This is a genomic window from Pseudoalteromonas sp. PS1M3, assembly GCF_016865405.1.
Lineage (GTDB): Bacteria > Pseudomonadota > Gammaproteobacteria > Enterobacterales > Alteromonadaceae > Pseudoalteromonas > Pseudoalteromonas marina.
The window spans coordinates 1,172,406-1,198,647 of the sequence record NZ_AP022624.1 but is presented as its reverse complement, the minus strand read 5'-3'; the positions used below and the strand labels follow the sequence as shown (position 1 = coordinate 1,198,647).

Genomic DNA, 26,242 nt, shown 5'->3' with positions numbered 1-26,242 from the left:
CATAATGTGTATGGAAAAAAGCACTATCCGTCCCCTTAAAAGGTATTTTGTAAAGCAAAACTTCTGACTTTTTACTATAATTTTACACGCTAATTTACTTGAAACTTGAGCTGACTAGCGCTACTCTAAATGAGGTGGTCTGACCTCTATTAAGGAATTAAAATGACACTCATATTTACACTCGGTTTAATCGTGCTGCTGTGCACTGCGATTTACCACAGAGCGAGTTGGAACACAGCACTTGGTGTTTCTGCTGCAACATTATTAATCGGTACCTTCGCAGGTGCTTTTGGTTTAATTAGCTGGTTGATCTTTTTGATCATCGCAGTGCCTCTTTCAGTTACTGGTATTCGCCAGCAATACATCATCAAACCTATCTTTACGGTATTCAAAAAAGTAACACCGAGCATGTCTGACACTGAAAAGTCAGCTATCGATGCGGGTACAACTTGGTGGGAAGCTGATTTATTTTGCGGTAACCCTGATTGGAAAAAGCTACACCAATACCCTGTGCCTAAACTTACTATTGAAGAGCAAGCCTTTATAGATGGCCCTGTTGAAGTAGTATGTAGCATGCTAGATGATTGGGAAGCAACACACGAGCTAACTGATTTACCGCAAGATGTATGGCAATACCTTAAAGACAATAAATTCTTTGCCATGATCATTAAAAAAGAATACGGCGGTTTAGAGTTTTCTGCGTTTGCTCAGTCTTGTGTACTTCAAAAACTAACGAGTAAATCAACATTACTTTCGTCAATTGTTGGTGTTCCAAACTCGTTAGGTCCAGGTGAATTATTACAACACTATGGTACAAAAGAGCAAAAAGACCATTACTTACCGCGCTTAGCTAGCGGCCAAGAAATTCCATGTTTTGCATTAACATCACCAGAAGCTGGCTCTGACGCAAGTTCAATCCCTGATTACGGTGTTGTATGTAAAGGACAATGGAACGGTGAAGAAGTTGTAGGTATAAGCCTAACGTGGAACAAGCGCTATATCACGCTTGCGCCTGTGGCAACGGTGCTTGGTCTTGCATTTAAATTACAAGATCCAGATGGCTTATTAAGTGATGTAAAAGAGCCAGGTATTACCTGTGCATTGATCCCAACAGATACTCCTGGAGTAGAAATTGGTCGTCGTCACTTCCCGCTTAACGTACCATTCCAAAATGGTCCTACTCGCGGTAAAGACATTTTTGTACCTCTTGATTACATTATTGGTGGGCCAGATATGGCTGGCCAAGGCTGGCGCATGCTAGTTGAGTGTTTATCGGTAGGCCGTGCAATTACATTACCGTCTAACTCTGCCGGCGGCATTAAAATGATTGCAACCGCTACGGGTGCATACAGCCGTATTCGTCGTCAATTCCGTTTACCTATTGGTAAAATGGAAGGTGTTGAAGAATCAATGGCTAAACTTGCCGGTTACGCATACAGCTCAGATGCTGCAGTAAGTATGTCGACTGGTGCGGTTGATTTAGGTGAAAAACCATCTGTTGTATCAGCGATTATTAAATATCACTTAACCGAACAAATGCGCGATGCAACAATCCATGCAATGGACGTTCTTGGCGGTAAAGGGATCATGCTTGGTCCAAATAACTATTTAGGTCGTGGCTACCAAGGTGCACCTATTGCCATAACCGTTGAAGGTGCAAACATCCTGACCCGTAATATGATCATATACGGCCAGGGTGCGATTCGCTGTCATCCGTTTGTACTAACCGAGCTAGGTGCGTGCGAAATTGAAGACCGCGAAGAAGCGCTTAACGTATTTGATAAAGCGCTAATGGGTCACATAGGCTTTACTATGTCAAACCTAGTGCGTACTAAATGGCTAGCCCTTACAGGTGCTCGCTTTACAAGTGTGCCTTACCATGACGAAACAGCTGAGTTTTACCGTATAGCGTCGCGCTTTAGTGCTTCTTTAGCACTTATGTCAGATATTAGCATGGCTGTATTTGGCGGCTCTCTTAAACGTAAAGAGCGTATTTCTGCACGTTTAGGTGACTTACTTAGCTACCTTTACTTAGTATCTGCAACGCTTAAGCGTTACAACGACGAAGGCCGTAAAAAAGAAGATTTTGCGCTTGTTCAATGGAGCTGTCAGGATCACCTTTACCACTGTCAACGTGCTCTTGCTGACTTAATTAACAATATGCCTTCTGCACCACTTCGTGGCGTATTAAAAGTGTTATTGTTCCCGTTTGGCCGTCCGGTACGTAAACCGACAGATAAGTTAGAGCATAAACTAGCTCAAATCTTACAAGTTCCTAGCGAAACACGTAACCGTTTAGCAAGTTATGTATACTTAACAAATGAGCCTCTTAACCTTGTAGGTCGTCAGGAGCAAACGCTTAAAGACGTACTAGAAGTAGAGCCGCTATTTGAAAGAGTATGTAAAGAGAAAGGTGTTAAACTACCGTTCTTCCAACTTGATAAAGTAGCGCAAATGGGTCTTGAAGCAGGTATTTTAAGCCAAGCTGAGGCCGATAAGCTAGCTGCTGTAGAGCAAGCTCGTTTAGACGTAATCAACGTAGACGATTTTGACCCTGCTGATTTGCTTGCAGGTAAAGCAGCGCGTGATAGCGTTATTACAAAAGTGGATGCCGCTTAACTAGTTTAGTAAAGCAAGCAACCCAACGTTAGAAATAATCCAAACCAGCGCATAATGCGCTGGTTTTTTTTGTGCAAAATAAACCTGCAATAAACACCACACAAACCCCAGGCTTAGCAAAGTGCTGTTTAATCTATCAAACGTAATGCTATAGGCTATAAAGGCTCCTAAAAACAAAAGCATACTGGGCATAAACTGGCTAATATAAAACGCTCGCGCCTTTTGATTCATTTTAAAAAACAACCGATGTTGTCCATGAACTTTAGTACAATCAAATTGTAATGAGCTGCTAAAAAGTACAATAAAAGCAACCGCCACACCGGCTATTATATTCACAAGATCTGGCCGCTTTTCTAATAACTCAGCAGATGCCATAAATACACACAAAAGCAACGATATACGCCATACTAATGTCCAACTATGGTTTATGAAGTAACAAAACCAAAAGCTAAATAAAGACCGAACACTCGTCATTCCATTTATATTAATGACAGGTATAGATGCGCTTAAAAGAAAGATAATTGCAAAACCCAAATGATAAATTAGCGGCGATAACTCAAAAGGAGTAAACAAAAATAAAGTACTTAAAGTAAATCCATAAACGAGCGCGCTAGGTTTGTATAAACAAACAATGCCTAAACCTAACTGTATAAACATAAAAACAAAAAAATGCGGTACTTTTATCCACTGAGCCCAAGTTAAATCAAGCGCTATCAACAGACTCGTTATAAGCCAGCCATTACTAATAAGTAATAATTTAATATCTGCTATGTTCAGCCAGCTAGGACAAGCTATTGTGTGTTGAAATAGCCGTTGCTTGCTATTTTTAATTGCCGACTTAATCGCGCTTAACATCACACTTTGCAATAACAAATAAAACAAGGCTATTTGGGCACCATATGCAGGTGCATCTGTACTATCTATAATTTCCCTAGGCCCAAAAAGAGCAACAACACCAAGCCTAAAATAGATGAACCCAACACCACTAAAAATATCAAACCAAAGCTTTTTAACTGCAGTAGCAGCTGCTTAAGCTCAAACGTGTATGCTAGGTACCGATAACTCATAAATGCACGATACTGCTCAAGCTTACCTTTCACGCTCGCGAAACTCATAGCGAAACACACTTAAAGCCATGCTCAATAAATACAGCCGGCTCATGGCAAGTAATAATAATTTGCCCATTAGGCTTATCATTTAAATACACATCGAGTAATTGTAAAAGGTGCTCAATGCTTGTTTGATCAAGCGCAGCACTTGGCTCATCAAGTAGTAAATACGGTGACTTTCGCATTAGCGCTAATATTAGCTGACACTTTTTTTGGTTACCCGAGGACAAAGCATCAAAACACGTATTTAAAAATGCTGTAAAGCTAAACCCTTTAACCAGCTCATGTGGCCACGGGCAGTCGACAGCACTAACAGACAAGTCAATAATTTGATGGGCTGTTAAAAAATCAGGTAACGTAATACGGTCACTGGCTATGGCCACTGTTTTTGTGGGCTCATTCAACTCCCTCCCCGCAAACAAAAGTGAGCCACTTTGCGGTTTATCAAGCCCCGCTAGCATCATAAGTAAGGTGGTTTTACCGTGGCCATTAGGTGCTTCTATGCAGAGTTTTTGATCTGAAAAAACCTGGTTATAATTTTTAAAAACTACATTGTTGGAAAATTGCTTATTTAAACCAATAACTTCAATCATAAAATATCCTTATAAACTAAGGTTTTATTATAAGCCTACAAAGTAAAGAGGCAAACTTATTGATTTGATTACTGCGTTAGCTAAAAGTACTTACTCATTTTTATAAATAAACTAATACCAACTCGCTTAATTAAATGAGCTATTTTGAGGCTGGGAAAACGTGTTAATAGCTAGGTAAAAAATTCACTATTTAATTGTTCTAAATGAGAATTTTTTAACGCAGGTACCGACACGTTTAGCCCCGCTAAATGATTAAGTATTATTGCGGATTGGTATAAAACAACTTAATTAGCTCTGAGGCAATTTTTGGCGGTAAAAAAATTAAATAGAGGATTTTATCTGATAACGAAAAATAGCATCAACAGTGGCGTTATAAGCCTATTTAAGGCAAATACATGTTTATATTTAAAAGTATTATTTAAGATACAAAAAATAAATAAAAGTGATTATTTATTAATTTTTATTTAATAGTTTGATAAGTATCGGTGATTATAAAATTTATAAATGATTTGATGATAAGAAAATTAATCTTTAAAACCTTGTTATTGAGTGAATAACAAGTGGCGGAGTGGACGGGACTCGAACCCGCGACCCCCGGCGTGACAGGCCGGTATTCTAACCAACTGAACTACCACTCCGCAGTGGTATGTGCATGGGGTAATGCACTTACTAATTTTGTTACGATATCAAATGGCGGAGTGGACGGGACTCGAACCCGCGACCCCCGGCGTGACAGGCCGGTATTCTAACCAACTGAACTACCACTCCGCAGAGATATCTTTTTTACTTGTTATTACTTAATTTGTTGGCGGAGTGGACGGGACTCGAACCCGCGACCCCCGGCGTGACAGGCCGGTATTCTAACCAACTGAACTACCACTCCAGCATACAAATTTTGTAATATAACGTTGTTTAAATAGTTGGCGGAGTGGACGGGACTCGAACCCGCGACCCCCGGCGTGACAGGCCGGTATTCTAACCAACTGAACTACCACTCCAGCGCGTATTTAAACTGTTATTTTTTCTTATTGGCGGAGTGGACGGGACTCGAACCCGCGACCCCCGGCGTGACAGGCCGGTATTCTAACCAACTGAACTACCACTCCATAATAAGAATATGTTTTACAACCATATGTTGTGCAAGTGTTGGCGGAGTGGACGGGACTCGAACCCGCGACCCCCGGCGTGACAGGCCGGTATTCTAACCAACTGAACTACCACTCCAGCGCATACTTACAAATTGTCGAAAATTGGCGGAGTGGACGGGACTCGAACCCGCGACCCCCGGCGTGACAGGCCGGTATTCTAACCAACTGAACTACCACTCCGCATTTTCGTTGCTGTTTAGGTCTCCCTGACAGCGGCGTGAATAATACGAACCAGCCCCTATTTCGTCAAGGGCTTTTTTGTTTTTTTACAGGTTTTTTAGTCATCTGACATCGAAAGGTTTAAAATTTCACCTAATTTGTCATTTTTTGAACCATTTTTGTCTACTTGATTTTTTTCTGTGTCGTCCGCATCTTGATTCGCGTGTTTCTTTTTATTTAAAAAAGGTAACGATAGTTTAATTTTAATCGGTTTTTTTTGCACAAATATTCGAATAGCTAACCAGCCAAGCAGTATAATTAAAATATTACCGCCAATTATTAAGCCCACAATGGTGGATGTGGCCATTTTTTCTTCTTCCGGCTCAATGGGGGTGGCTTGCTCGGCTTCAACTATTGTTGCAGGGTCAACTTCTGGTACCGCTTCTATTGGCCGGGCTATTTCAAATTTATAGGTTGGTAAAGTGGCCATAAATTCACGGCCGTTGTTATTAGTACCAAATACAGAGAGTTCTACACTGTAGCGCCCCCAGTCATAGTTTTTAATTATTAACTCTCTTGTCTCACCTGGCGCAGCGTTTATAGTAAACATTTGCTCTTCGTTGTTAGGGTAATAAATCTTACCCTGAAAAATAACGGTCTCTGGTTTAACTATTTTGTTGTCTGTTGTGATCGTTAATACGTGTTCATCAATATTTTCATCTGCAAGCGCGATATTAAAGCCAAAGGGGGGTTCGTGAACAATAATGGTGTCTTGCACGATTCTGCGTTGCAGTAAAGGAGTAGAAATGTAAAGTTCTGGGGTCCACTCACCTTCAGGGAACACAAGTTTAAACTCACCGGTAAATACACCGTCTTTTGGACGTTCATCAAATCCACGCCCGTCGTCTTTAAATTCGGCGACTTCTTGTGTACCTGCGCCAAAGTTTGCAAAGCTATCGTTATTCGTACTTACAAAGTCAACATTAAGACTAACCACATCTCTAAATAGATTAGCGTTAATCGGTTCACCGTCATTTAAAATTTGGCCAGTTACTTTTATCGTTTCGCCTCTAAAAAGCATGGGAGGTAATGGCTCTGCCTGTAGTGATATTTCACCCAGTACAACAATTCTGCTATCTGGTAAAATACTCCCTATAACTTGCCAAGGACCTGGCATTGGTTTTTTTATGGTGACAAGGTCATAGCTAAGTTCGTCAAACCATTCAATATTAGTATCCCTAACTGCGTTGGTAGCAAAATACTTACTACCATCAGGCCTAACTAAAATAACGGCAGGTGTCCCTGGTTTTCTGAAAAAGAGTAATGTGATTTCGTCTATTTGGCTGTCAATCCGAAAGCGGTTGTCGAGTAAGGGGATTTCATTTTGTAGGCCATCCCGTTTTAAAACTTCAACTTGCTCTGCGCTATATGCGTTACCTGATAACAAACTGAGTGCACATAACACGGTTACAAAATACATTATTCTCATTATAAGGCCTTATTCAGCGCGCCATAGGCATTGGCCGCCTTCTTTATTTACAAGATCCAATCTGGCTTCGTGTGCGCTTTGCTCTTCATCTGTAGCGCGTAATACTACCAATGGCGCTCTTTCACTGTTTAAACGTCTTATGCCGCCTTGCTGTTGCTCACTACCATCATCTTTATTTTGATTTAAGTTTAGCTTTGTTTGTCCGCCTGTCATGGCAAGATAAACATCAGCTAAAATTTCAGAATCCAGTAACGCCCCGTGCAAGGTACGTTTAGCGTTATCTATGTCGTAACGTCGGCATAACGCATCAAGGTTATTCTTTTGTCCTGGATGCAAGTCACGCGCCATTTTAAGCGTGTCGAGAACTTGACAGTAATCATGCGTATTTGGAAAACCTTGATTAAGCAATGCAAATTCATTATCCATGTGGCCCACATCGAACGGGGCATTATGAATTACAAGTTCAGCACCTTTTATATAATCAAAAAACTCTTGTGCAATATCGCGGTAAAGCGGTTTGTCGCGTAAAAACTCATTGGTAATACCGTGAACATCAATCGCTTCTTCTTCTATGCTACGTTGCGGATTAATATAAACATGAAAGTTATTACCCGTTAAACGACGATTTACTAACTCTACACAACCAATCTCTATAATTCTGTGCCCTTGTTTAGGGTCGATGCCGGTTGTTTCTGTATCTAAAACTATTTGTCTGCGTGCCATATCGAATTAAGCCTGACTCTGGTATCTTTCTATAATCACTTTATTGTACATAAGATCAAGGTAAAACAGTGCAAAAAACCGTAGAGATTTACACCGATGGCTCATGTTTAGGTAATCCAGGCCCCGGTGGTTATGGTATTTTTATGATTTATGACGCCCATGAAAAAAAATTAAGCCAAGGCTATAAGCTCACTACAAACAATCGCATGGAAATGCTTGCGGCTATAGTGGCACTTGAATCACTTAACCGTGCTTGTGTTGTAAACCTTACTACCGATAGTCAATACGTAAAACAAGGTATCGAGTCATGGATTTCAAACTGGAAAAAACGCGGCTGGATAACGTCAGCTAAAAAGCCAGTTAAAAATGTGGACTTATGGAAACGCCTAGATGCAGCTTGCAGCAAACACACAGTAAATTGGAAGTGGGTTAAAGGTCATAGCGGCCATAAGTACAACGAAATTGTCGACGATTTAGCTCGTGATGCAGCTGGCAGCACAGATTTACTCGAAGATGTGGGCTACCAGCCTTAATTTACTTGATACTAATGGTTGTCATTTTTTTGGTCGCACGTTTTGTAATGCTGCTTTGAAGTTTGCCTAAGCCCCGCTCCTTTAACAGGCACAAATTGTGGCCGTGCGTGCCACTTAGGCTTTATAGGTGTAAGGGGCGCAACGCGTTTTCGAGCCACCAGCATATAAACACTACCCATAGGTTTTAAATACTGCTTGGCAAATGCTCGCCAAAATTCAAACCGTGATAACCTGTTTCCCCTAGCAAGTGATGAGTAAATAAACCGCTCGTCACTTACAATTTCAAAACCCAATAAATTCAGCCAATCCTTTACCCTTGCTGGGGTAAAAAATCGTCCTGTCCACGGTAATTTTTGCCCGCTAAACGGCAACATTTGAGCCAACCCACACAAGCTCAGCGGATTAAACCCGGTAATTAAAACGTAGCCGCCAGGTATGAGTGTTCGATGAGCTTCGCGTAAAATGTGATGTGGGTCAGAGTGGTACTCTAAACAATGGCTTAAAATACACGCGTCAACACTATGTTCGTAAAAAGGTAATTCATCTATATCTGCCACTACCCCTGTATATGGTCCGGGCTCAGCGACACACACCTGGTGCTTAATAGTACTTAAACTTGTATTTAACTCACCGCTTAAGTTACCTAACTTAAGCATATGGTAACCAAACATGCGTGGTAGCCAATATTGCATTTTACGTTCAATATCAGCTTGCAAATAATCCCCGTGAGGGAACTGCTGCCACGACAGTGGTTTGGGTCCTTCTTGAAAACTAAGGGCTGGTTTCATTTTATGAGCTCGTTATACTATGCGTTAAGTGTCACTTTATAGAGCAATTTAACATGGTGCAAGTCAAAGCAATTAAAGCCTTTTCAGATAATTACATTTGGTGTTTAACCACTGAAGGCAACGCTAAAGCATGGGTCGTTGACCCTGGGCAGGCTGAGCCTGTGCTAGCTCATCTCGCAGCAGAAAACTTAACACTGGGTGGCATTTTAATTACCCATCATCATTATGATCATACCGATGGTGTTGCGCAGCTAGTAAAAGATGACCCAACAATAAAAGTTTATGGACCTAAAAATAGCCCCTTTAAAGGAGTGACGCATCCATTGGTTGAGAGCGATAGTATTGATGTTTTAGGCATCAACTTTAAAGTGCTCACAACTCCAGGGCATACACTTGATCACATTTGTTTTGTAAATGACAACATGGCATTTACTGGTGATACATTATTCAGTGGTGGCTGTGGACGTTTATTTGAAGGTACTAGTGAACAAATGTGGCATTCTCTAAACAAATTAAAAACGCTACCAGCAGGGTGTAAAGTGTTTTGCACCCACGAATATACACAAGCTAATTTAACTTTTGCTAAAGCCGTTGAGCCTCGTAATCCATCGTTACTTGCACACAGTGAGCTGGTAGATGAGTTAAGGAAAGAAGATAAAATTTCACTGCCAACCACTATAAGCCAAGAGCTTAAAATAAACCCGTTTATGCGCAGCGACATTCCAACCATCATAGAGGAAGTACCTAAAGAATTTATCTCGGTTACAAAAAACAATGAACCTTGGCATAACTTTGCTGCTCTGAGAAAGTTCAAAGATAATTTTTAGCGCATATAAGTTTATTATTTTAAATCATTAACTTGAAATACATGAACACTTTCTACTAACTGCTGTAATTGTCATAAAGTGGTAATGTTAGTTTATTAAAGGTAACATTTGCCGAGTTTTTTACCCGATGTATTGGTATTTATGAATAAATCTCCTCTTATAATAACCTTGGCGCTTGCGCTAAGTGGTTGTCAAACATTGACTACCTTAGAATCAGACCCTCAGGTCGCAAATCAAGCTAATAATAAGCTTGAAGGTGCAAGCCCAAATGATATTAACAATGCATTAATGGTAAACGCGCAATATCAACAACTAGATAGCGATGAACAAGATGCGCCGGTATTTGACGATGTATGGGAGCGTATTCGTTACCAATTGTCGATTAATGTTCCTCAAAACCGCCCGGTTGTGACCGAGCGAAATTATTATGCGAAGCATCAACGTTATTTAGACCGTATTTCAAAGCGTGCAGAGCCGTACCTTCACTTTATTGTTGAAGAAGTAGAGAAACGCGAGATGCCAATCGAAATTGCGCTCCTTCCTATTGTAGAAAGCGCTTTTGACCCCTTTGGCTACTCTCACAGAACCGCATCGGGTATTTGGCAATTTATGCCACAAACGGGTGAGCGCTTTGATTTAAAACAAAACTGGTGGTACGACGGCCGCCGAGATATTGTGCAATCAACCCGTGCAGCGCTAGATTACTTATCTTATCTTCACAAAACACTTGAAGGTGATTGGCTCAATGCCATAGCCGCCTATAACTCCGGTGAAGGGCGCCTGATGCGCGCAATTAAAAAAAATCGTAAAAAGCATTTGCCCACCGATTTTTGGTCATTAGATTTACCAAGAGAAACCACGGCTTACGTACCAAAGCTATTGGCACTAGCTGACTTATTAAAACGTTCGGATGAATTTAATGTAACGTGGAAACCCATTATCAACGCCCAAGTAGTAGAAGTAGTTGATGTAGGCTCACAAATAGACCTAGCACTTGCCGCCGAAATGGCCGACATGACATTAACAGAGCTTTACAGATTAAACCCTGGGTTTAACCGTTGGGCTACAGATCCAAATGGCCCCCACTCTTTGCTATTACCTATTGATAAAGCGCAGCAATTTTCTGAAAAGCTTGCCAATACTGATATTAAAAATAGGCTTCGCTGGCAACGATACGTGGTAAAAAGCGGCGACAGCTTATCTGTAATTGCTAAAAAGTTTACCACTAGCACCAGCGCAATTAGATCTTTGAACAAGCTTGATTCAAATACGATACGCATTGGACAAGAGCTACTAGTCCCGTTAACCGATGGTGCAATAAATAGCGAGCACTTACCAAAGCAAATGCGTATGGCTGCAAATAAAACATCACGCACTAAGCTTTCGCATACCGTAAAAAGTGGCGATACCTTATGGGATATCAGCCGCGAATACGATGTGACTATGGATGAATTGGCAAAGTGGAATAAACTTAAAAAAAGCGCTGTGCTACGCTTAAACCAAAAGCTCACAGTGTATAAATCACAAAATAAAACCACCAGCGTACCAAAAAGCACTAATCGCACGATTACGTACAAAGTACGAAGAGGCGATTCACTTGCGCGTATTGCGTCTAAGTTTAATTTAACGGTAAGCGAAATTATCAAATGGAATAATTTAGCAGGTCAAAAGTACTTGCAACCGGGGCAAAAATTAAAGCTTAAAGTGGATGTAAGAAGTAGTTAATTTCAGCTAACAAAAAAGGAGCGCATGCGCTCCTTTTTTGTTGGTATATAAAAATTAATCTGGGAGCTTTTCAAGCCATGCTTTTAACCAAGGCTCTGTCACTGGCCAAGGCTCAAAATCTTCACACGCGTCAATTTCTAAACGGTTACCGACAGGTTTTGCTTGTAAATCACGTAATAGTTCATCAAAACTTCTACCTGCACCGCAAAAAGTATCACCATAGCTTCTGTCGCCCATAGCCACCACTCCAAATGGCTTATCTGTAAGCATAGGAAAACTGCTATTAAGCGCATAATATAAGCCAGCTAGGTTACTTGGCACGTCACCCTGGCCTGTCGTTGAGGTAACAATTAATATGTTTGATGCGTTTTTAATATCGTCAAGCGAAGCCTCTGTGATGACCGCTGCGCTATGACCCGCCTGCTCAATAGTTGCAGCTATATCATCACTTAAACATTCAGCACCACCATTTACAGTGCCCACAAAAATACTAATATGTGCCATTAATAATCCTTCTCTTCGTTTGGCCAACCAAGTTGCTCACAAATCTGTAGCATATCATGACCTAGTGGCGCTTTTATCGTAATTGCTTTGTTGGTATAAGGGTGCACAAAACTCAGCTCAGTTGCAAACAGCATTAAGCGTCGTAATTCAAAATGATCCCTAAAAAATTGGTTATGTTGATTGTCGCCATGATTAACATCACCAATTATTGGTAATGATAAATGTTTTAAATGCCGGCGAATCTGATGCTTGCGCCCTGTTTTAGGAAAACACTCAACTAATGAGTACCTAACCGTTGGGTATTTGCCTATTGGAATAGGTAATGCAGCTTGATACAAACAATTAAACTGAGTTTGCGCCTCTTGAGGTGCTTTATTTTGATTTGCAAATTTATCGGCAATTTTATCAAGCTCTTCTTTTAAAGGCTTATCTAAAAAAACCGAATCAGGGGCAAATCCCCGAACCAAAGCTAAATATCGCTTAGCAATAGTACCTTCAATGAATAACTGATTCATATCGCGCGCGGCCTCAGAGCTTAAAGCAAATAGCAGCACACCCGACGTAGGTCTATCTAGCCTGTGAACTGGAAAAACGTGCTGCCCTAACTGATCGCGCAACATTTGCATCGCAAATTGAGTTTCATGTTTATCTAAAAAGGAACGATGTACCAATAGCCCTGACGGTTTATTAATGGCTACAAAGTTTTCGTCTTGATACAAAATGTCGAGTTCGCCGTATTCAGTAGGCGCTAGGCGCTCACTCATGCGGTTCTCCTAATAGTGCATCTAGCTGTGTCAGCACCTCTATAATTTCATTTCCACCTGATTTATTAATCAAGGTCATTTGCGCCATGGGGGCAATTGCAAAGTTTCGCGGTAATTGTTGATTATAAGTGATCAAATGCTGCATTTTTTCAATAAAGACAAACTGTAGCCACTGCTCAAACGCCATCGAATCGTGACAAAAGGGAACACTAGAATTTAGTGCCTCTGTTGAAATTGGCTCACATTGCCAAAGTTGATGCTTTTGTAATAGCGCTTTTAATTGCACTAAATAAGCTTGGGTCTGTTGGAACATAACCACCCTCTTTATAAGTTATGCAGCAATTATACCCTGTTCCCACAAAGCTCGCTATGGCGTATAATTAGCGCAATTTTGCAGTTAAAAACGACCGGGAAAACAATGAGTGATCAAATAGCAACCTTAGGCCAACTTTTAGATGGTGCTGGCACGCAATGGCGGGCTTTTGATATTGGCAGGCACATTACTAAACTCGATAAACAACAGTTTTTAGCTATTGAACAAGCCCAAGTACCTTACCCTTATCCGCTTGCTGGTCATGCGTGGCTAGCAATTCAGTTCTGGGATGCCAAAGCGAGCAAAGAACCCTATGTGTGGTTTTTAAAATTTCCGCTAGATGAGCAAAGTAAATTAGTTAGTGCAAGTCGTGATCACTTTGCCGATATGATTATTCAAGCTCTTGGCACTGAAATTACAGGTGAAAAAGCAGATGGCAAGCTTGATAACAATCCTTATGTGTTTACGCCTAATGCAAATAAACTGGCTGCATTTAACGCGCAAGTTAAAGTGTTACTAAAGCAACCTGCTTCACAATATTACGAATACGCTCAGCTATATTTTAGTGCAAAGTTAGGCTTTGATAATTGGCAAAGTGTTGCACTACAAGGCATTGCTGATTTTGCGCTGCGCCTAGATAACGATCAAAACTTAAGTAACTTACAAAAAGCCTGGGCACATTTACCCATTGAAGTATTACAGCCACTAAGCGCAATGCTTGAACATGTTACAATACCACCAACACTGAGTGAGCTTTTACTTACGCAGGGTCAAACAGCTATTAATAATAGTGATACTATAGCTTTAACCGCTGCACTTCGCTCAATGTCTAAAGGTCAGGCACAAGGTTTATGCGCGCAACTTGTTGATGCAACATTGAATTCAGCTCTTAAAAGCGACTCTGACGTACTTTTAACAATTGCTGGGCGTTGTTTTGTTCAGTTAGAAGACCCTGAACGATTGCATATATTTATGGATAATTGTGCTCAACATCAAAAAATAGAGGCGCTTTTTCCAAGTATTTTTGCTGACTTAGTTGCAATACCGACCATTCGACCTCACCTATTAGGTTTATTACGAAAAGAAGATCGAAGCGAAGCCCTCGCTCGTGCAATTGGAAGGTTATTCTCTTAAATGGCAAGTTTATGGACGTTTATATTAATTGGTAGTGTTATTTATTTGTTTTGGCTAAATAGAAAAGTCGCCGAAGCGGCTAATGTTCATGCTAAACGTCAATGTGAGCAATTAAATGTGCAACTTATGAGTGTTGCGTGCACTAAGCGCCGTTTTGGTTTTCTAAAAAGTGGTAAACCAGGAATAAAAAGTGAGTTTTCATTTGAGTTTTCAAGTGACGGTGAAAATGCGTATCAGGGAATGCTTATTATGGAAAATGAGTTTTTAAAAAGTGTTGTCGTTCCACCACACAAAATCTAAGTGTTCTTTTGCTTTTAATGTATAAAATTATTGCAATTGTGTAGTACAAAAAACTAAGGCGTAACTAAAGTTACGCCCCAATTGGACTGCTTCCTGCTAGATATCCACTATCTATAATCCGTTTTTTCATCCCCTGAACGAGTAAACAACCTTGTTTACCCTCACATTGCCTCATGCAATATCCATCGCCACCTTGGCAAACCCGCGTAAACTAACGCTTGGCTAAATCTATAGCATCATCCATGTTAATCCTTTGAAGTAGCGCCCTGCCACTTTGTGCTTCCTGCGTTGTCCCTTCGCTTTCCAAGCATTCACGTGCAACCTAGTACGTGGCTGCGTCCTGCAGCTTTAATCCTTTATATCCTTGAAGTAGCTCCTGCCACTTAGTGCGTCTTGCACTTCCTATTCATCCTTGCTGTCCTTGTTAACTTGTCCTTTTTGCATCCTGCTAGCATCTGCTATTTTGCCTATTCCTTATCCATGGCAGTAGCTTATTCATTAAGCTATGTCTTCTTGACAAGTTAAAGTTTAGAGTAAACGAGAGGAGGAAGTAGTATGTGAGACAAAATAATTCTTTGTCATAAAAATTTAAAAATCAATAAATTAATATTAAACATGCACTTAAATAAAAAAAGGCGACCAATTGGCCACCTTTAACTGATTACTCTCACGTTAATGTAAGATATATCGCACGGACACATGTCCGTTTGGGCGCATTAACTTACACACTATAAGTTACGTTTTTAACCCAATGCATTTTTAAATAGTAACTCACCAGCAACTTGGTTAAACGTAAGCTGTTTAAAAGTCAGAAACCCTTCAGATTTAAAAAGTTCTGTATGCTCACTACGCGTTACAAATACTGCCAATCCAGAAGACTCACTATTTGCCTTTACCAGCTCATCAAGCCCTCTGAGTAAATACCGACCAAACCCTTGACCATGAAAATGAGGATCTACTGCAATAAAAGCTAAAAAGTAATAACGGCCTTTTTCTTTTAGTGTATCTCTAATAGTTTGTTCTTTTTCTATTAACTGGTTAGTTTGTAAGTAACCCGCACTCAGCATTAATTTTAAGCGCCAATGCCAATAACGCTGAGCTTGAAGTTGACTTAAAGAATCAAACATACAGGCCACTGCTTTTAATTTGCCACTGCGATAAAGTCCTATTAGTGGTTGCTTTTCTTGCCAAAAACTACTGAGTTCTTCACGTATTAATGCACGTAACTTTTTCTCGTAAACGGCTTTATTTTTTCCATCATAACCAAGCATTGTTTTTAGTACAGGGTCATCATGGTATGCCTGATAAATTAAACTTGCTGCAGTGCTTATATCTTCTGCTTCAATGTATTGTACGCTGAACGTTTCTTCTTGTGCGGTTATACTCATTGTATGTCCTTTATTGTTTTAGCCGTAAATATAATCAGAGCTCAAATACTAAAGCTATACGCGAATAACTTCATTTACGAGTATATTTAATCTAAGAACTGGATATTACGTCGTATTGCCCGCTTAAAGAGAGAAATAATATCAAAGTGTTATTTATTTTTACTATCCTTTATAAAACGCTTAACAGCGGTTTAGGCAATTTATTATTCAGAACTTAACTTTACTATATACCTAAAGTAATTAACCGACAATTCAGCTTGAGTTTAGCTAGCACAATGTATTGTTGGGCCTTAAGGTAATTTATTGTTTATTTAAAGGAGTCGTAACATGGATACTACTAAACACGATATTCATACATTATTTGCACAACTTGGTTTACCAAATTCAGAATCTCAAATAGACCAATTTATTGCTTCACATGAGTTAAAAGACACAACACTGCTTCAAGATGCAGCATTTTGGGATGAAGCACAGCAACACTTTTTAGCGGAATCGCTTGCTGAAGATGGCGCCTGGAGTGAAGTGATTGATGAGTTAGATGTTCGTCTTCGCCAAGGCAAATAGCATTATTTAGCTAGATAGCTATGTTAAAGCCTTCAAAATTACTAATCCATGACGATTTTTAATGGGATCAAGGCCAATTTACTGATCGATTTTTGACTTGTCTCAGGCATATTTACGCAAGTTAGCGTTGAGGTAAGTTATTAGAAATAAGTTTTTAACCTAAGTATTAGGTTATTTAATGTAGCATACCCATTTTATTGCTACCATAGCACCCGCGCAGCATGTGTATGCTGCGCTTTATTTAATTTAAGAGTTATAAATATAATGAATTCAGTTGTATTTGATGCAATTCAAGTCCTTTTAGATGAAGGCAAAACACCCACAGTCGCATTAACTAAAAGTCGCTTAGCGCAACCGGTTCCAATGCCAATGATTATTGCAGCTGTGAGCCAATACAAAAATAACCCGGATTCTATAAATAACTTTATTAAAACTTCCCAGCAGCCAGAAAACGCTGAGCTAAAAGCAAGCCAACTAGACAGAATTGAGCAAAAACTTGATCAATTACTTTCACTGCTAGAACAAAAATAATTTGAGACCATAAATGTTTGTTGTTGATTTAACATTTGATTGCTACCAAGACACCACCCTAGAACAAGCCGAACAAGCCATAAACCGCTTAGTAAATGCGCTTCGCTTTAATGGCCAAATAATGGGGGAAGAGTTCCCCACCGTTTTAAAAGACGGCTTTTTCATAACCCGTGTTATGTGCCCAACTGAAGACGCTATGCACCCGCTAAATAATAGCCCTTTTGTTAAACACAGCATTGAAAAACTACATAACGCAGGTTTATTGGCCCCAAAAGTAAAAGTGATTGGCCAAGATATTCACTCTAATGGAGCGGATTGCTGCACTGAGCCGTCAAGTTACATTTTATATACTACTTATGTGCATACCTGTAGCCCTCTTTATTGTGGCGACGACTTTTTACCTGTGCCACTATTTCGCATCCCTGCTATCGCCAATGGCGATTACAAAACGCTAATTAAGTGGCAAGAAGATTGGCAAGCATGCGATCAAATACAAATTAATGGCGCAACACGCTGTGAGTTTCCTGCCCTTGAGGAAATATCCAGTACTAAAAGTGACTTATATCGCCGCGGAAAAGACATCACCAAGCGTATTAGTTTTTTAACTAAAAAGCCGGTTTACTATTACTTATATCGAGTTGGTGGTGTGGATAAAGCCTCTGAGCTTGAGCGTAAATGTCCAAGCTGTAATGGCGATTGGAAACTAGATGAACCTTGGTTTGGGCTATTTGATTTTAGGTGTGAACCGTGTGGTTTAGTCTCTAATGTGTCGTGGGACTTTCAATAGCTCCTCTAACGACTTTTTAAAATCAGCTCAGCGATATTGCTAAGCTGATTTATTAATGACGTTTTATACTTTAAGCGCTTTTAAAAACGACTCTATATTTGGTGCAAGTACGTGGTGCGTTTTTTTACCAACGTGCTCAAGGCAAACTTCTCCAGTATGAATTAACACACTGACCAGTAAATCTTCTTTATCTGTTAAACCAATAAACACAGTTTCGGGTTGTTTTAGCTTTCGTTTCATTAAAACATGACCAGTAATATTTTTTTGAAGCATATCGAAGTCGTCGCTATTCCATGCTTGCAACAGTTCAATTTGATGTCCGTCAATAATTGCCAATACGCTACCACCGTACATGTGCCCATAAAGTTCGCTTAACGCTGTTGGAAACTCAAGCTCTAATGCCTTAGCTAAATTGTTTAATGAGCCAGCTGGCTGCTGACGTACGCCTTGCCATTGAATATTTCCTTGCTCGTCAACCTCGCCTAGCTCACACGGACTCGGCCATTGTTCATCGTGTGCTATAAGTGGGTACTTAGCAGTGTTTTTGAGGGTATTTTCGCTAAATTGATGGTGAAGTTGTTCTAAAAGCAATGCTACAGACATACTGTGAAACTCAATTAAATTAGATATAATGCGCACATTGTAACTATTTAAGAGCAAACATGACAGATTACAGCAACTCTCCAGACCTTAAAGGCAGTGTATTAGGACAATCTACTGAATATGTAGACGACTATACGCCAAGCTTGCTTTTCCCAATTGCCCGCAAGCTAAATCGTGATGCTTTAAATATTGATGAAGCCGAACTGCCATTTAAAGGCCAAGATATTTGGACAGGTTACGAACTTTCGTGGTTAAACGCCAAAGGTAAACCGCAAGTGGCTGTCGCCTTATTTACTTTTGCATGCCAAAGCAGCCACATTATTGAGTCTAAATCGTTTAAGCTTTATTTAAACAGCTTTAATCAAACTCGTTTTGAGAGCATAAACACAGTTAAGCAACATTTAATCGATGACTTATCAGGCGCAGTTAATAGTCCGGTACAAGTAACCCTATACAAAGCGGACGATTTTAACTGTTTACCCTGTACTGCACTGCCTGGGGAATGCATTGATGATTTAGATATTGAAATAGATAACTATGATATTGATGCCTATTCACTTAAAGCACATAGCGATGAAATAGTAACCGAAACACTCAATAGCCATTTGCTAAAATCTAATTGCTTAATAACGTCTCAACCAGATTGGGCGAGCATTATTATAAGATACACAGGCGAGAAGATATGCCGTGAATCGCTGCTACGTTATTTAATATCGTTTAGAACACATAACGAGTTTCATGAGCAATGTGTAGAGCGCATTTATAGTGACTTAACCACACAACTCAACATTAAAGAGCTTGAAGTGTATGCACGTTATACACGCCGAGGCGGATTAGACATAAACCCATACCGTTCTACGCATTATAACGAAACACCGTTTGCCGTTAAGATTAATCGTCAGTAAATACGTTAAACACTCAAACATAAACATTAAAAAGGAGCCTCAGCTCCTTTTTTAATATTTAAATAACGCGCTTTGTTGGGATAGGCATACCACATACATCAACGTAATTATACGATTGGACAAACCAGGGTTCCGTTCGGCTTTTACGTGCATCTATCAGTTGCTTGAACGATGCTGAATTTGTCTTCATTACCTTGAATACTGTTGCATCGCTATTAACATCAGCCAGCACTTCAATATTCGTTATTGGATTAAACGCCAGTCCCTCAGTGGGTAAACGCTGCAAACGATTAAAGTGTTCCATACCCTCGAGTACTCTTCCAAACACGGTAATGTTTTTATCAAGGTAACGTGGGCCTTGCCCAATAGTGACAAAAAACTCAGTACTTGCGCTGTTTATATCATTAGCGCGTGCCATTGCAAATACACCATTGCAATGCACTTGCCATGTTTGAGTCTGTGTTTGGTTTTGCGCAACAGCAAAACCATTTAAAAACCCCGTAACAGGCGCGTATCCATCGCCTTTTAACTCGGTAATTTTTAATGGTTGCGATGTTGGTAAATAAAACTCTGCAGGTACCGTTTTATTAGCTGTTTGTATTTTTTTATTCCCTGAACTGTCGCCGCCTTGTGCTACAAACCCTTCTACAAAACGATAAACACGGGTGTTTTTATAAAAGCCTTCTTGCGCCAACGTTTTAATATGTTGCGTGTGGTTTGGGGCTAGTTGTGGATTTAATGCTATGTAAGCCGAACCAGTAGGTAAGGTTATTTTTAAAATATTTTGAGAATCAACTACTTGCCACTCATCTGCAGTTGCATTTTTTATTACATCATTGGCACTAAGTGGTGTTTGTATATTTATAACGGATTTATTGTTAGCTGTTGTAGCGCAGCCGCTCAACAAAAGAGCCATTACATAAATTGAAAAACGTGTTTTCATATTCAACCTTTTATTTTTATTATTTAAAAGTAGCTTTAAGCAATCTAACTTACCTAGGGTCTGTTTGACATTAATGCGAGGTTATCGCCAATTTATAGGTGATAACCATAATACATAGGCTCTTCCTTGCCCAAATACCAAACAGGCTGCTGCAAATTCAACCTGACAGTTCCTCAGGCTCTAGAAGCTTATAGTTCAGTCCCAATCAAATTTATAGAGCACATCAACATTTTGGTATAAACCACTGGTTACCTCTATATAGAGTTGCGACAACAACTGGTAACGAATGGCCACTTCACTAAGTGACTCAAATACCCCAACGCTGTATTTAACTTGCAAGCTAGGCGCAACATAGCCTGAAATTTCTACCTTAGTGCTGTCACCACTTCCTGACGAACTTAAGCTAACATCAGAAAGACCAAACGTTTCACCTACCTTTGACACAACCCCTTCACTTCTACTAACCCCTTGAGAAAGTAATAACTGGGCAAGCATAGCGTTGCTTGATGCTCCCTCCCCCTCTCCTAGCGGCTGTCCATTGAGTAAGTATGCTAAGGTTTGCGCCTGATCCATTGCAGGCTCAGAGAACAGCTTTAGAGTGGGTTCTTTAACATTTCCCGTAAGCGTAACACCAGCTATAACACCATTTGCTGTATTAGCTGGGTTTCTGATTGCTTTAATATTCAAATAGGGATGTTCAATGGAGCCACTAAAGCCCACTTGGCCAGTTCTTATAATTAAATCTTGGCCAAATGCTAAATAAGTGCCATTTATTAAATTGAGCTCACCCGTTGCAATAATTGGAACACCTTGACTCATTTTAATCGCTAAATCACCAGCCACTTTAGACTCTAATCCGAACGACTCTACTTTAACGTCATTTTTAACGATCACATTTAAGTCTATGTCGTAGTCAAATGGTACCTTTTCGTTGGTTTCAGTTTTTTGATCAACAATAATTTCATCGTCACTAACCTGCACAGCGCCTTCTGGAAGCTCTTCAATCGTAATACGACCATAAGGTACAACTACTTCACCCGCTAATTTAAGTGCATTATTAGCTAACCCTATTTTTAAATCTGGCGATATTTTAAAAGTAACGCCTTGTTGTGCGCGTACAAAAAACTGCTCGCCTTGCACATTTACATTTACTTCAGGTTGTTCACCTTGCCAATCAACATCACCGTTTAGCTTTACATTGCCACCTTGATTGTCGTTTAAATTGCCCTCTATTGTGGCGGTCGTTTTATCAAATAATATGTTTATATTTGATTTTTGTAGCGCAATAGGAAGCTGTTCACCCTCAAGGTTTATATCGTTTACGTTAAGCTCACCATTTAATAGTGGATCTTTTAACGTACCCGCAAGTGCGACCTTACCGCTAATATCACCTTTTAATTGCTCAAGAGTTTCAATAAAGGGTTGTAAGTCCGAAAGTAATATTTTATCAATATTAATAGTGCCATTAAGCGCCTGCGTATTTTGTATGTCGTCAATATTAATGTATGTATCAATTTTACCTAGTACGCTTGACTCTATATTTGCTTCAAGCTGCCCTTTTTGAGAGTCTGAAAAAGCACTAATACTGAGTGTTTCTATAGGTAATTTAAAGCGATCTTCTTCTGAGGTTAAAACAGTGGTCAAGTCACTTGCATTTAAACTTGCGCGTAATGTTTTAAGAGCGCCTGCATTCCAATTGAGCGCCACATTACCCTTTACATCACCACGGGTACGAATGTTATCGGGTAAAAAGTGTTTAAGCTCTTCAAGTGCTAAATTGTTTAACTTAGCATTTAACTGACCTAGCGCTTTAGTTTGGGCAAGCGTGTCTATACAAAGCTCGCTTTGCTTAGAAGCCCAGCAGTGCGCACTTACATTAAAATTACCGTTTTGCGAGTTAAACATAACAGCAATATTTTTAGTGTTGCTAAAGCTTAACTTTTTGTCGCTTAGCGTTACATTACTAAACTCACCATTCCAGGTAGCGTTATTAATTTTGCCATTTACTTCAAGCTCTGCACTGCCCTGCTCGGCATCTACAGATGCTGTAAGTTGGTGATCTGTTTTATCGCCGCTAATATCAACTTTTACACTATTAATTTGCTCACCAGCCACAAGCGCCGAGCCAACACTTAACGATACTTCAGTTTGCCAATCAGCGGCTGTATCTAACTGCCCTTTTACCGTCAGTTTATTTATATTGATTTCATTAAAAATGAAGCTATCAAGCATTAACGCTAAATCGACAGAAGGCGTTAACCTCTGCCCTCTTACTTTTAAATCAGCGTTGCCATCAGCAATAAATGGCATATTTGCCTCTTTATTACTTTTAAGTGTTATTTTACCGTCAACTTTCCACGTATCATCAACTTGCCCACTGATTACTAATTTATTAGTGCCGCTACTTAAATAAAGGCTATCAATATTGGCTTTTAATGCATCATCAAGCTGAAAGTTTGACGCAAACTCAAGGGGTACCTCGTTTAATAATCCGCTTAGCTTAGTATCATCCATTTGTAGTTGCCACGAGCTTTCTGCAGCATTAAATGACCCTTTAAATTGCCCTGAAATATCGCTGGTTACAGCATCCGTAAAATACTGCGATTTTAGGTTTGAAAGCGAGCCGTTAAAACTCGCTTTAATGCCCTGTTGCCAATCAACATTAGCTTTTATAATCGAACTACTTTCATTGGCTTTAATAGTTAATGTTTTAAGCGTGGCTTGAGTTAAACCACCTGTCAGCTGAGTATTAAGATTAACAGCCGGATAAGCACCTAATTGGCTGTTTGCCTGTAAGTTGAGTTGGTAGTCATCAGCATTACCAGTTGCTTTAAGGCTTACATTTTTAACTTTAAGCTCATTACTTTGCGCATCAATAAGCCATTGGTTAATTTTACCGCTTAGCTCAAATGGGTAATTTTTTTGCTTTAAATTAGCATTCGCTGTTAACGTGAGCGGATATTGGCCACTCGTTTCTAAATCTATAGATAAGCCAGCTAAATCACCGTTTAACTCTAAGTTTGCTTGGTGCTCGTCACTTTTTAAAGTCACTAAGCCTTTTACAGGCAAGTTACCTAAAAGCTCTGCATCTAATTGGGTATTAAGCTGCCACTGCTCATAGGTAGCTGAAAGCGACTGCAAATTAATCACGGCATCTTCTACATTTAATAGCAGCGAAATGTTTTCGATATTATGCTGCGCATCGCCCTGCTCAATTGTTACCTTTTCGATATCAAAGGCTTCAATGGCTAAATCAATGGGTGATGTAAATTCAATATCAGGAAGTGCTGGTAATTGCGTAAGTGCAGCTTTGTTGCTTTGAGCAGTTTGCGCCTTGGCAAGTTGTTCTTGCTCTTTTAAAGCAACAAGTATACTCGGAATATTTAAGCTTTTTACAGTGAGTTTTGAACCTTCAGCCTTGGCTGATAGTTGAAAGTTATTAACGCTCACATCTGCACTAGGGTGGTTTAATGTAAACTCATTAACCGCTATATTTTTTATTGAAACATTAAAAGGTAAAGTAATTTTTTCAAGGGGCTCAAGGGGTGCTTCATCTTGCGCTTCAACTGTTTTTGGCAAGGTTAATTTAATAGATTTAGCGCTTAAATTATCAACACAGATACCATCACACTGCCACCAAAATAAATCGATTTTTAATTGCTGGGCATTAAAATCTAGACCATTATTTTTAAAACGAACATTAAACGCATCGTTATAAATAAAGCGGCCATCTTTAATTTCTATGTGTAATCCATCAACAACTTTATTTGCCGTATAGGCAATAAATTGATTACCGGGTGCAGTAAATAATAAACAAAATACGCTAATAATTAGCGAAACTAAAATTGCACTTACTATGGCTGTTATTTTTTTTATTATTAACATTAAATTTCTGGCCCTATGGTAATACTCAAGCGGGTACTTTTGCTATCTTTAGTTAAGCCCCAAGCGTGATCAATTCGTACAGGGCCCACAGGCGTTAAATATCGAAAACCAAAACCAGCACCCACTTCAAATTCATCTGAAAAATCATTCGTAGCAGTACCACCATCAACAAATAATGCTGCACGCCAATTTTGAGCAAACTGATAGTTGTACTCCATAGTGCCAGCAAGCAAATATTTACCCCCTATTAGTTCACCATCATCATTTTCTGGCGAAATTGACTGATAAGCAAAACCACGAACGCTTTGATCACCGCCGGCATAAAACCGCAGTGAATACGGTACATTATTTATGTCATCAACTAGCATTGCGCCAATGTTTGCCTTAAGAAAAACTAAATGCTTATTAAGGTATGTACGAAGCCATGCATGCTGTAATTGAACCCTCAACAAATTCGTGCTGGAAAGCGCATCATCTAGGCCAAACTCTGCTGATATAAGCCATTGCTCGCCCCAATAAGGAGTCGTTCCGCCTTTTAAACTTTTGCGAGCATAACTAATTCCGGGCATTAACATTTCAGTCGACTCTTCTGGATCATCGCCAAGACGATACGTCTCTTGGTCTCTGCGTAAAAACGCTGTTCTTACCCAATTTTCCTCAGTAAGCCACTGCCTTTGTAATTGTGCGGTTAATATCTCGCTGTAGACATCATCTGCAAGTTCGTCTTCCAGTTTATAACCCACTGAAAAACGCCATAAATCATCATTAGGGTCGTCTACAGGAACGCTGTATGCCATAGAGAGATCTTGTTGCTTTTCAGCAATATTCATATTTGTATCAAGGTAATGGCCATCCTCTGTGATCCAAGGTTTACTCCACTTAAAACGGAACCTAGGCTCACTTTCAGAAACACCGCCGCCAATTTCAAAGCTATTTGCAGGTTTAGGAACAACCTCAACTTTGATGGGAACTTGGGCGTTTTTGCGCGCTGTAATATCAGCATAAACACGCACACTAGCAAAATAAGGTGTGCTCGAAAGCTCAAGGTTATAGTCGGCTATGTAAGTTGACTTATAAGGTTGTCCCTGAGTAAATGGTGACAAAGAACGAATATATTTTTCAGCTGGCGTATCACTGGTAATTTCAATACTGCCATATTGATAACGCACACCGGTGTTAATCACAAACGTGACAACGGCACTATTTTTTTTAATTGAAACTTCCAATTTGCGGGCAGGCCATTTAGCATCAAAGTAGCCAAGCTCCAAAAGCATAGATTCTATTTTTTTATACGCTGACTCATAGTCACCATGGTTTAGAACATCACCCTGTTTTAAATTGGTATTTTTAATAAGGGTTTGTAATTGTTTATCGTTCTTCCCTTCACCATTTAATGTAATGTTAATGGCGTCTATCCGTGTTGCAGGACCACGCTCAATTTTTACAACGAGTTCACTATCGTCTTTATCAAATTCAACCTCAACTGTTGGGCTGTAGTAACCCAGTGCTTTTATGCTGTTTTGTACCTGGCTTTTAGCATAACGTTGAAGGGTTCTTGTTGGTTTTTCACCTTTAAGCTGCTTTAGGTATAGCGCTACGTTTTTTTCTAAATCACCATTTATGCCTTTAATTTTGTAGTCTTCGATGACTCTTTCTGCCGCATAGGAATTTGCAGTCATAAAAACAATGGCAATGCACATGCAACGTAAAAACTTAATAAACAAGCAAATATCCTTACTCTTATATACTACTTAAAACGAGCTAATGTGGCGCATATTAACATAGCCATAATGACCAACACATTAACTTAATGACAAACTCAGTTTAAATATGAAATGTGAAGAAGATAAAATTAGTACGCGTTAAGACAATATTTTAGTTACAATAGTGCCAACGAACACAAAAATA

The 26,242-nt window shown here is 39.7% G+C and carries 24 protein-coding genes and 7 tRNA genes; 10 read left to right on the top strand and 21 right to left on the bottom strand.

Annotated elements, in window-relative coordinates; translation table 11 throughout:
* Positions 1–162 precede the first annotated feature (162 nt).
* Positions 163–2,619: an acyl-CoA dehydrogenase FadE gene (gene fadE / locus PS1M3_RS05510; RefSeq protein ID WP_006794046.1), complete on the top strand. Its 2,457-nt coding sequence runs from the start codon at positions 163–165 to the stop codon at positions 2,617–2,619.
* Here the strand turns inward: fadE and PS1M3_RS05505 are convergent, their stop codons facing one another.
* The 12 genes from PS1M3_RS05505 to dnaQ form a co-directional block, all read right to left on the bottom strand.
* Positions 2,620–3,477 carry a DUF6136 family protein gene (locus PS1M3_RS05505; RefSeq protein WP_371816611.1) on the bottom strand — a complete coding sequence of 286 codons (858 nt, stop codon included), beginning with the start codon at positions 3,475–3,477 and terminating at the stop codon, positions 2,620–2,622.
* 62 nt (positions 3,478–3,539) lie between these two features.
* Positions 3,540–3,734, bottom strand: a complete 195-nt coding sequence (locus PS1M3_RS20155) for a DUF6136 family protein (protein WP_371816605.1) — start codon at positions 3,732–3,734, stop codon at positions 3,540–3,542.
* The gene (locus PS1M3_RS05500; RefSeq protein ID WP_203986654.1) at positions 3,731–4,321 is read right to left on the bottom strand and encodes an ATP-binding cassette domain-containing protein; all 591 of its coding nucleotides are present in this window, start codon (positions 4,319–4,321) and stop codon (positions 3,731–3,733) included. Before PS1M3_RS05500 ends, PS1M3_RS20155 begins: the two co-directional genes overlap by 4 nt.
* Positions 4,322–4,882: 561 nt before the next feature.
* Positions 4,883–4,959 (bottom strand) — tRNA-Asp (locus PS1M3_RS05495).
* A gap of 53 nt (positions 4,960–5,012) precedes the next feature.
* Positions 5,013–5,089, bottom strand: a tRNA-Asp gene (locus PS1M3_RS05490).
* A 38-nt stretch (positions 5,090–5,127) separates the two neighbouring features.
* A tRNA-Asp gene (locus PS1M3_RS05485) sits at positions 5,128–5,204 on the bottom strand.
* 38 nt (positions 5,205–5,242) lie between these two features.
* Positions 5,243–5,319: transfer RNA gene (locus PS1M3_RS05480), tRNA-Asp, on the bottom strand.
* A 31-nt stretch (positions 5,320–5,350) separates the two neighbouring features.
* Positions 5,351–5,427 (bottom strand) — tRNA-Asp (locus tag PS1M3_RS05475).
* Between the two features lie 41 nt (positions 5,428–5,468).
* Positions 5,469–5,545: transfer RNA gene (locus PS1M3_RS05470), tRNA-Asp, on the bottom strand.
* A 27-nt stretch (positions 5,546–5,572) separates the two neighbouring features.
* Positions 5,573–5,649, bottom strand: a tRNA-Asp gene (locus PS1M3_RS05465).
* A gap of 97 nt (positions 5,650–5,746) precedes the next feature.
* Positions 5,747–7,117: a TIGR03503 family protein gene (locus tag PS1M3_RS05460; RefSeq protein ID WP_008132181.1), complete on the bottom strand. Its 1,371-nt coding sequence runs from the start codon at positions 7,115–7,117 to the stop codon at positions 5,747–5,749.
* A gap of 9 nt (positions 7,118–7,126) precedes the next feature.
* Positions 7,127–7,840, bottom strand: a complete 714-nt coding sequence (gene dnaQ / locus PS1M3_RS05455) for a DNA polymerase III subunit epsilon (protein WP_006794050.1) — start codon at positions 7,838–7,840, stop codon at positions 7,127–7,129.
* A gap of 68 nt (positions 7,841–7,908) precedes the next feature.
* On the opposite strand from dnaQ, the gene rnhA reads away from it, so the two are divergent.
* Positions 7,909–8,373, top strand: coding sequence for a ribonuclease HI (gene rnhA / locus PS1M3_RS05450; protein WP_006794051.1), 465 nt, complete (start codon positions 7,909–7,911; stop codon positions 8,371–8,373).
* An 11-nt stretch (positions 8,374–8,384) separates the two neighbouring features.
* Here rnhA and PS1M3_RS05445 read toward each other — a convergent pair whose 3' ends face one another.
* On the bottom strand, positions 8,385–9,161 hold the full coding sequence (locus tag PS1M3_RS05445) for a class I SAM-dependent methyltransferase (RefSeq protein ID WP_008132180.1): 777 nt from the start codon (positions 9,159–9,161) through the stop codon (positions 8,385–8,387).
* Between the two features lie 53 nt (positions 9,162–9,214).
* Here PS1M3_RS05445 and gloB point away from each other — a divergent pair, with 53 nt between their 5' ends.
* Both gloB and PS1M3_RS05435 read left to right on the top strand, forming a co-directional pair.
* Positions 9,215–9,988, top strand: coding sequence for a hydroxyacylglutathione hydrolase (gene gloB / locus PS1M3_RS05440; RefSeq protein ID WP_008132179.1), 774 nt, complete (start codon positions 9,215–9,217; stop codon positions 9,986–9,988).
* Positions 9,989–10,129: 141 nt separating this feature from the next.
* The gene (locus PS1M3_RS05435) at positions 10,130–11,713 is read left to right on the top strand and encodes a LysM peptidoglycan-binding domain-containing protein (protein WP_203986653.1); all 1,584 of its coding nucleotides are present in this window, start codon (positions 10,130–10,132) and stop codon (positions 11,711–11,713) included.
* Between the two features lie 54 nt (positions 11,714–11,767).
* On the opposite strand, the gene PS1M3_RS05430 is transcribed toward PS1M3_RS05435, so the two are convergent.
* The 3 genes from PS1M3_RS05430 to PS1M3_RS05420 are packed head-to-tail and all read right to left on the bottom strand — an operon-like array spanning position 11,768 to position 13,294.
* Entirely contained in the window at positions 11,768–12,217 is a 450-nt protein-coding gene (locus PS1M3_RS05430) for a flavodoxin (protein WP_008129327.1), read from the bottom strand.
* The gene (truC, locus tag PS1M3_RS05425; RefSeq protein WP_008129326.1) at positions 12,217–12,981 is read right to left on the bottom strand and encodes a tRNA pseudouridine(65) synthase TruC; all 765 of its coding nucleotides are present in this window, start codon (positions 12,979–12,981) and stop codon (positions 12,217–12,219) included. Before truC ends, PS1M3_RS05430 begins: the two co-directional genes overlap by 1 nt.
* The gene (locus PS1M3_RS05420; protein ID WP_203986651.1) at positions 12,974–13,294 is read right to left on the bottom strand and encodes a YqcC family protein; all 321 of its coding nucleotides are present in this window, start codon (positions 13,292–13,294) and stop codon (positions 12,974–12,976) included. The genes truC and PS1M3_RS05420 overlap by 8 nt, the downstream gene beginning before the upstream one ends.
* 105 nt (positions 13,295–13,399) lie before the next feature.
* Here PS1M3_RS05420 and PS1M3_RS05415 point away from each other — a divergent pair, with 105 nt between their 5' ends.
* Together PS1M3_RS05415 and PS1M3_RS05410 are read left to right on the top strand one after the other, a co-directional pair.
* A complete protein-coding gene (locus PS1M3_RS05415) occupies positions 13,400–14,428 on the top strand; it encodes a DUF3549 family protein (protein WP_203986648.1) in 1,029 nt (342 codons plus the stop codon).
* The gene (locus PS1M3_RS05410; RefSeq protein WP_010557125.1) at positions 14,429–14,728 is read left to right on the top strand and encodes a DUF3301 domain-containing protein; all 300 of its coding nucleotides are present in this window, start codon (positions 14,429–14,431) and stop codon (positions 14,726–14,728) included. It begins immediately after the preceding gene.
* Positions 14,729–15,471: 743 nt separating this feature from the next.
* Here the strand turns inward: PS1M3_RS05410 and PS1M3_RS05405 are convergent.
* A complete protein-coding gene (locus tag PS1M3_RS05405) occupies positions 15,472–16,116 on the bottom strand; it encodes a GNAT family N-acetyltransferase (RefSeq protein ID WP_008129322.1) in 645 nt (214 codons plus the stop codon).
* 327 nt (positions 16,117–16,443) lie between these two features.
* Here PS1M3_RS05405 and PS1M3_RS05400 point away from each other — a divergent pair, with 327 nt between their 5' ends.
* The 3 genes from PS1M3_RS05400 to PS1M3_RS05390 all read left to right on the top strand — a co-directional run bounded on the left by PS1M3_RS05400 (position 16,444) and on the right by PS1M3_RS05390 (position 17,998).
* On the top strand, positions 16,444–16,680 hold the full coding sequence (locus PS1M3_RS05400) for a DUF2789 domain-containing protein (RefSeq protein WP_006794061.1): 237 nt from the start codon (positions 16,444–16,446) through the stop codon (positions 16,678–16,680).
* A 264-nt stretch (positions 16,681–16,944) separates the two neighbouring features.
* Positions 16,945–17,211, top strand: a complete 267-nt coding sequence (locus PS1M3_RS05395; RefSeq protein WP_138740132.1) for a hypothetical protein — start codon at positions 16,945–16,947, stop codon at positions 17,209–17,211.
* Positions 17,212–17,224: 13 nt separating this feature from the next.
* Complete coding sequence (locus PS1M3_RS05390; RefSeq protein ID WP_010557127.1) at positions 17,225–17,998, top strand: Zn-ribbon-containing protein; 774 nt, start codon at positions 17,225–17,227, stop codon at positions 17,996–17,998.
* A gap of 63 nt (positions 17,999–18,061) precedes the next feature.
* On the opposite strand, the gene syd is transcribed toward PS1M3_RS05390, so the two are convergent.
* Positions 18,062–18,601 (bottom strand): SecY-interacting protein, encoded by a 540-nt coding sequence (gene syd, locus PS1M3_RS05385; RefSeq protein ID WP_203986645.1) that lies wholly within the window; start codon positions 18,599–18,601, stop codon positions 18,062–18,064.
* Between the two features lie 59 nt (positions 18,602–18,660).
* On the opposite strand from syd, the gene queF reads away from it, so the two are divergent.
* Entirely contained in the window at positions 18,661–19,506 is an 846-nt protein-coding gene (gene queF / locus PS1M3_RS05380; protein WP_006794065.1) for an NADPH-dependent 7-cyano-7-deazaguanine reductase QueF, read from the top strand.
* A gap of 58 nt (positions 19,507–19,564) precedes the next feature.
* On the opposite strand, the gene PS1M3_RS05375 is transcribed toward queF, so the two are convergent.
* The 3 genes from PS1M3_RS05375 to PS1M3_RS05365 all read right to left on the bottom strand — a co-directional run bounded on the left by PS1M3_RS05375 (position 19,565) and on the right by PS1M3_RS05365 (position 26,058).
* A complete protein-coding gene (locus PS1M3_RS05375; protein ID WP_203986642.1) occupies positions 19,565–20,449 on the bottom strand; it encodes a peptidylprolyl isomerase in 885 nt (294 codons plus the stop codon).
* A gap of 195 nt (positions 20,450–20,644) precedes the next feature.
* Positions 20,645–24,334 (bottom strand): translocation/assembly module TamB domain-containing protein, encoded by a 3,690-nt coding sequence (locus PS1M3_RS05370; RefSeq protein ID WP_203986639.1) that lies wholly within the window; start codon positions 24,332–24,334, stop codon positions 20,645–20,647.
* Entirely contained in the window at positions 24,334–26,058 is a 1,725-nt protein-coding gene (locus tag PS1M3_RS05365) for an autotransporter assembly complex family protein (RefSeq protein WP_203986636.1), read from the bottom strand. The genes PS1M3_RS05370 and PS1M3_RS05365 overlap by 1 nt, the downstream gene beginning before the upstream one ends.
* Positions 26,059–26,242 lie beyond the last annotated feature (184 nt).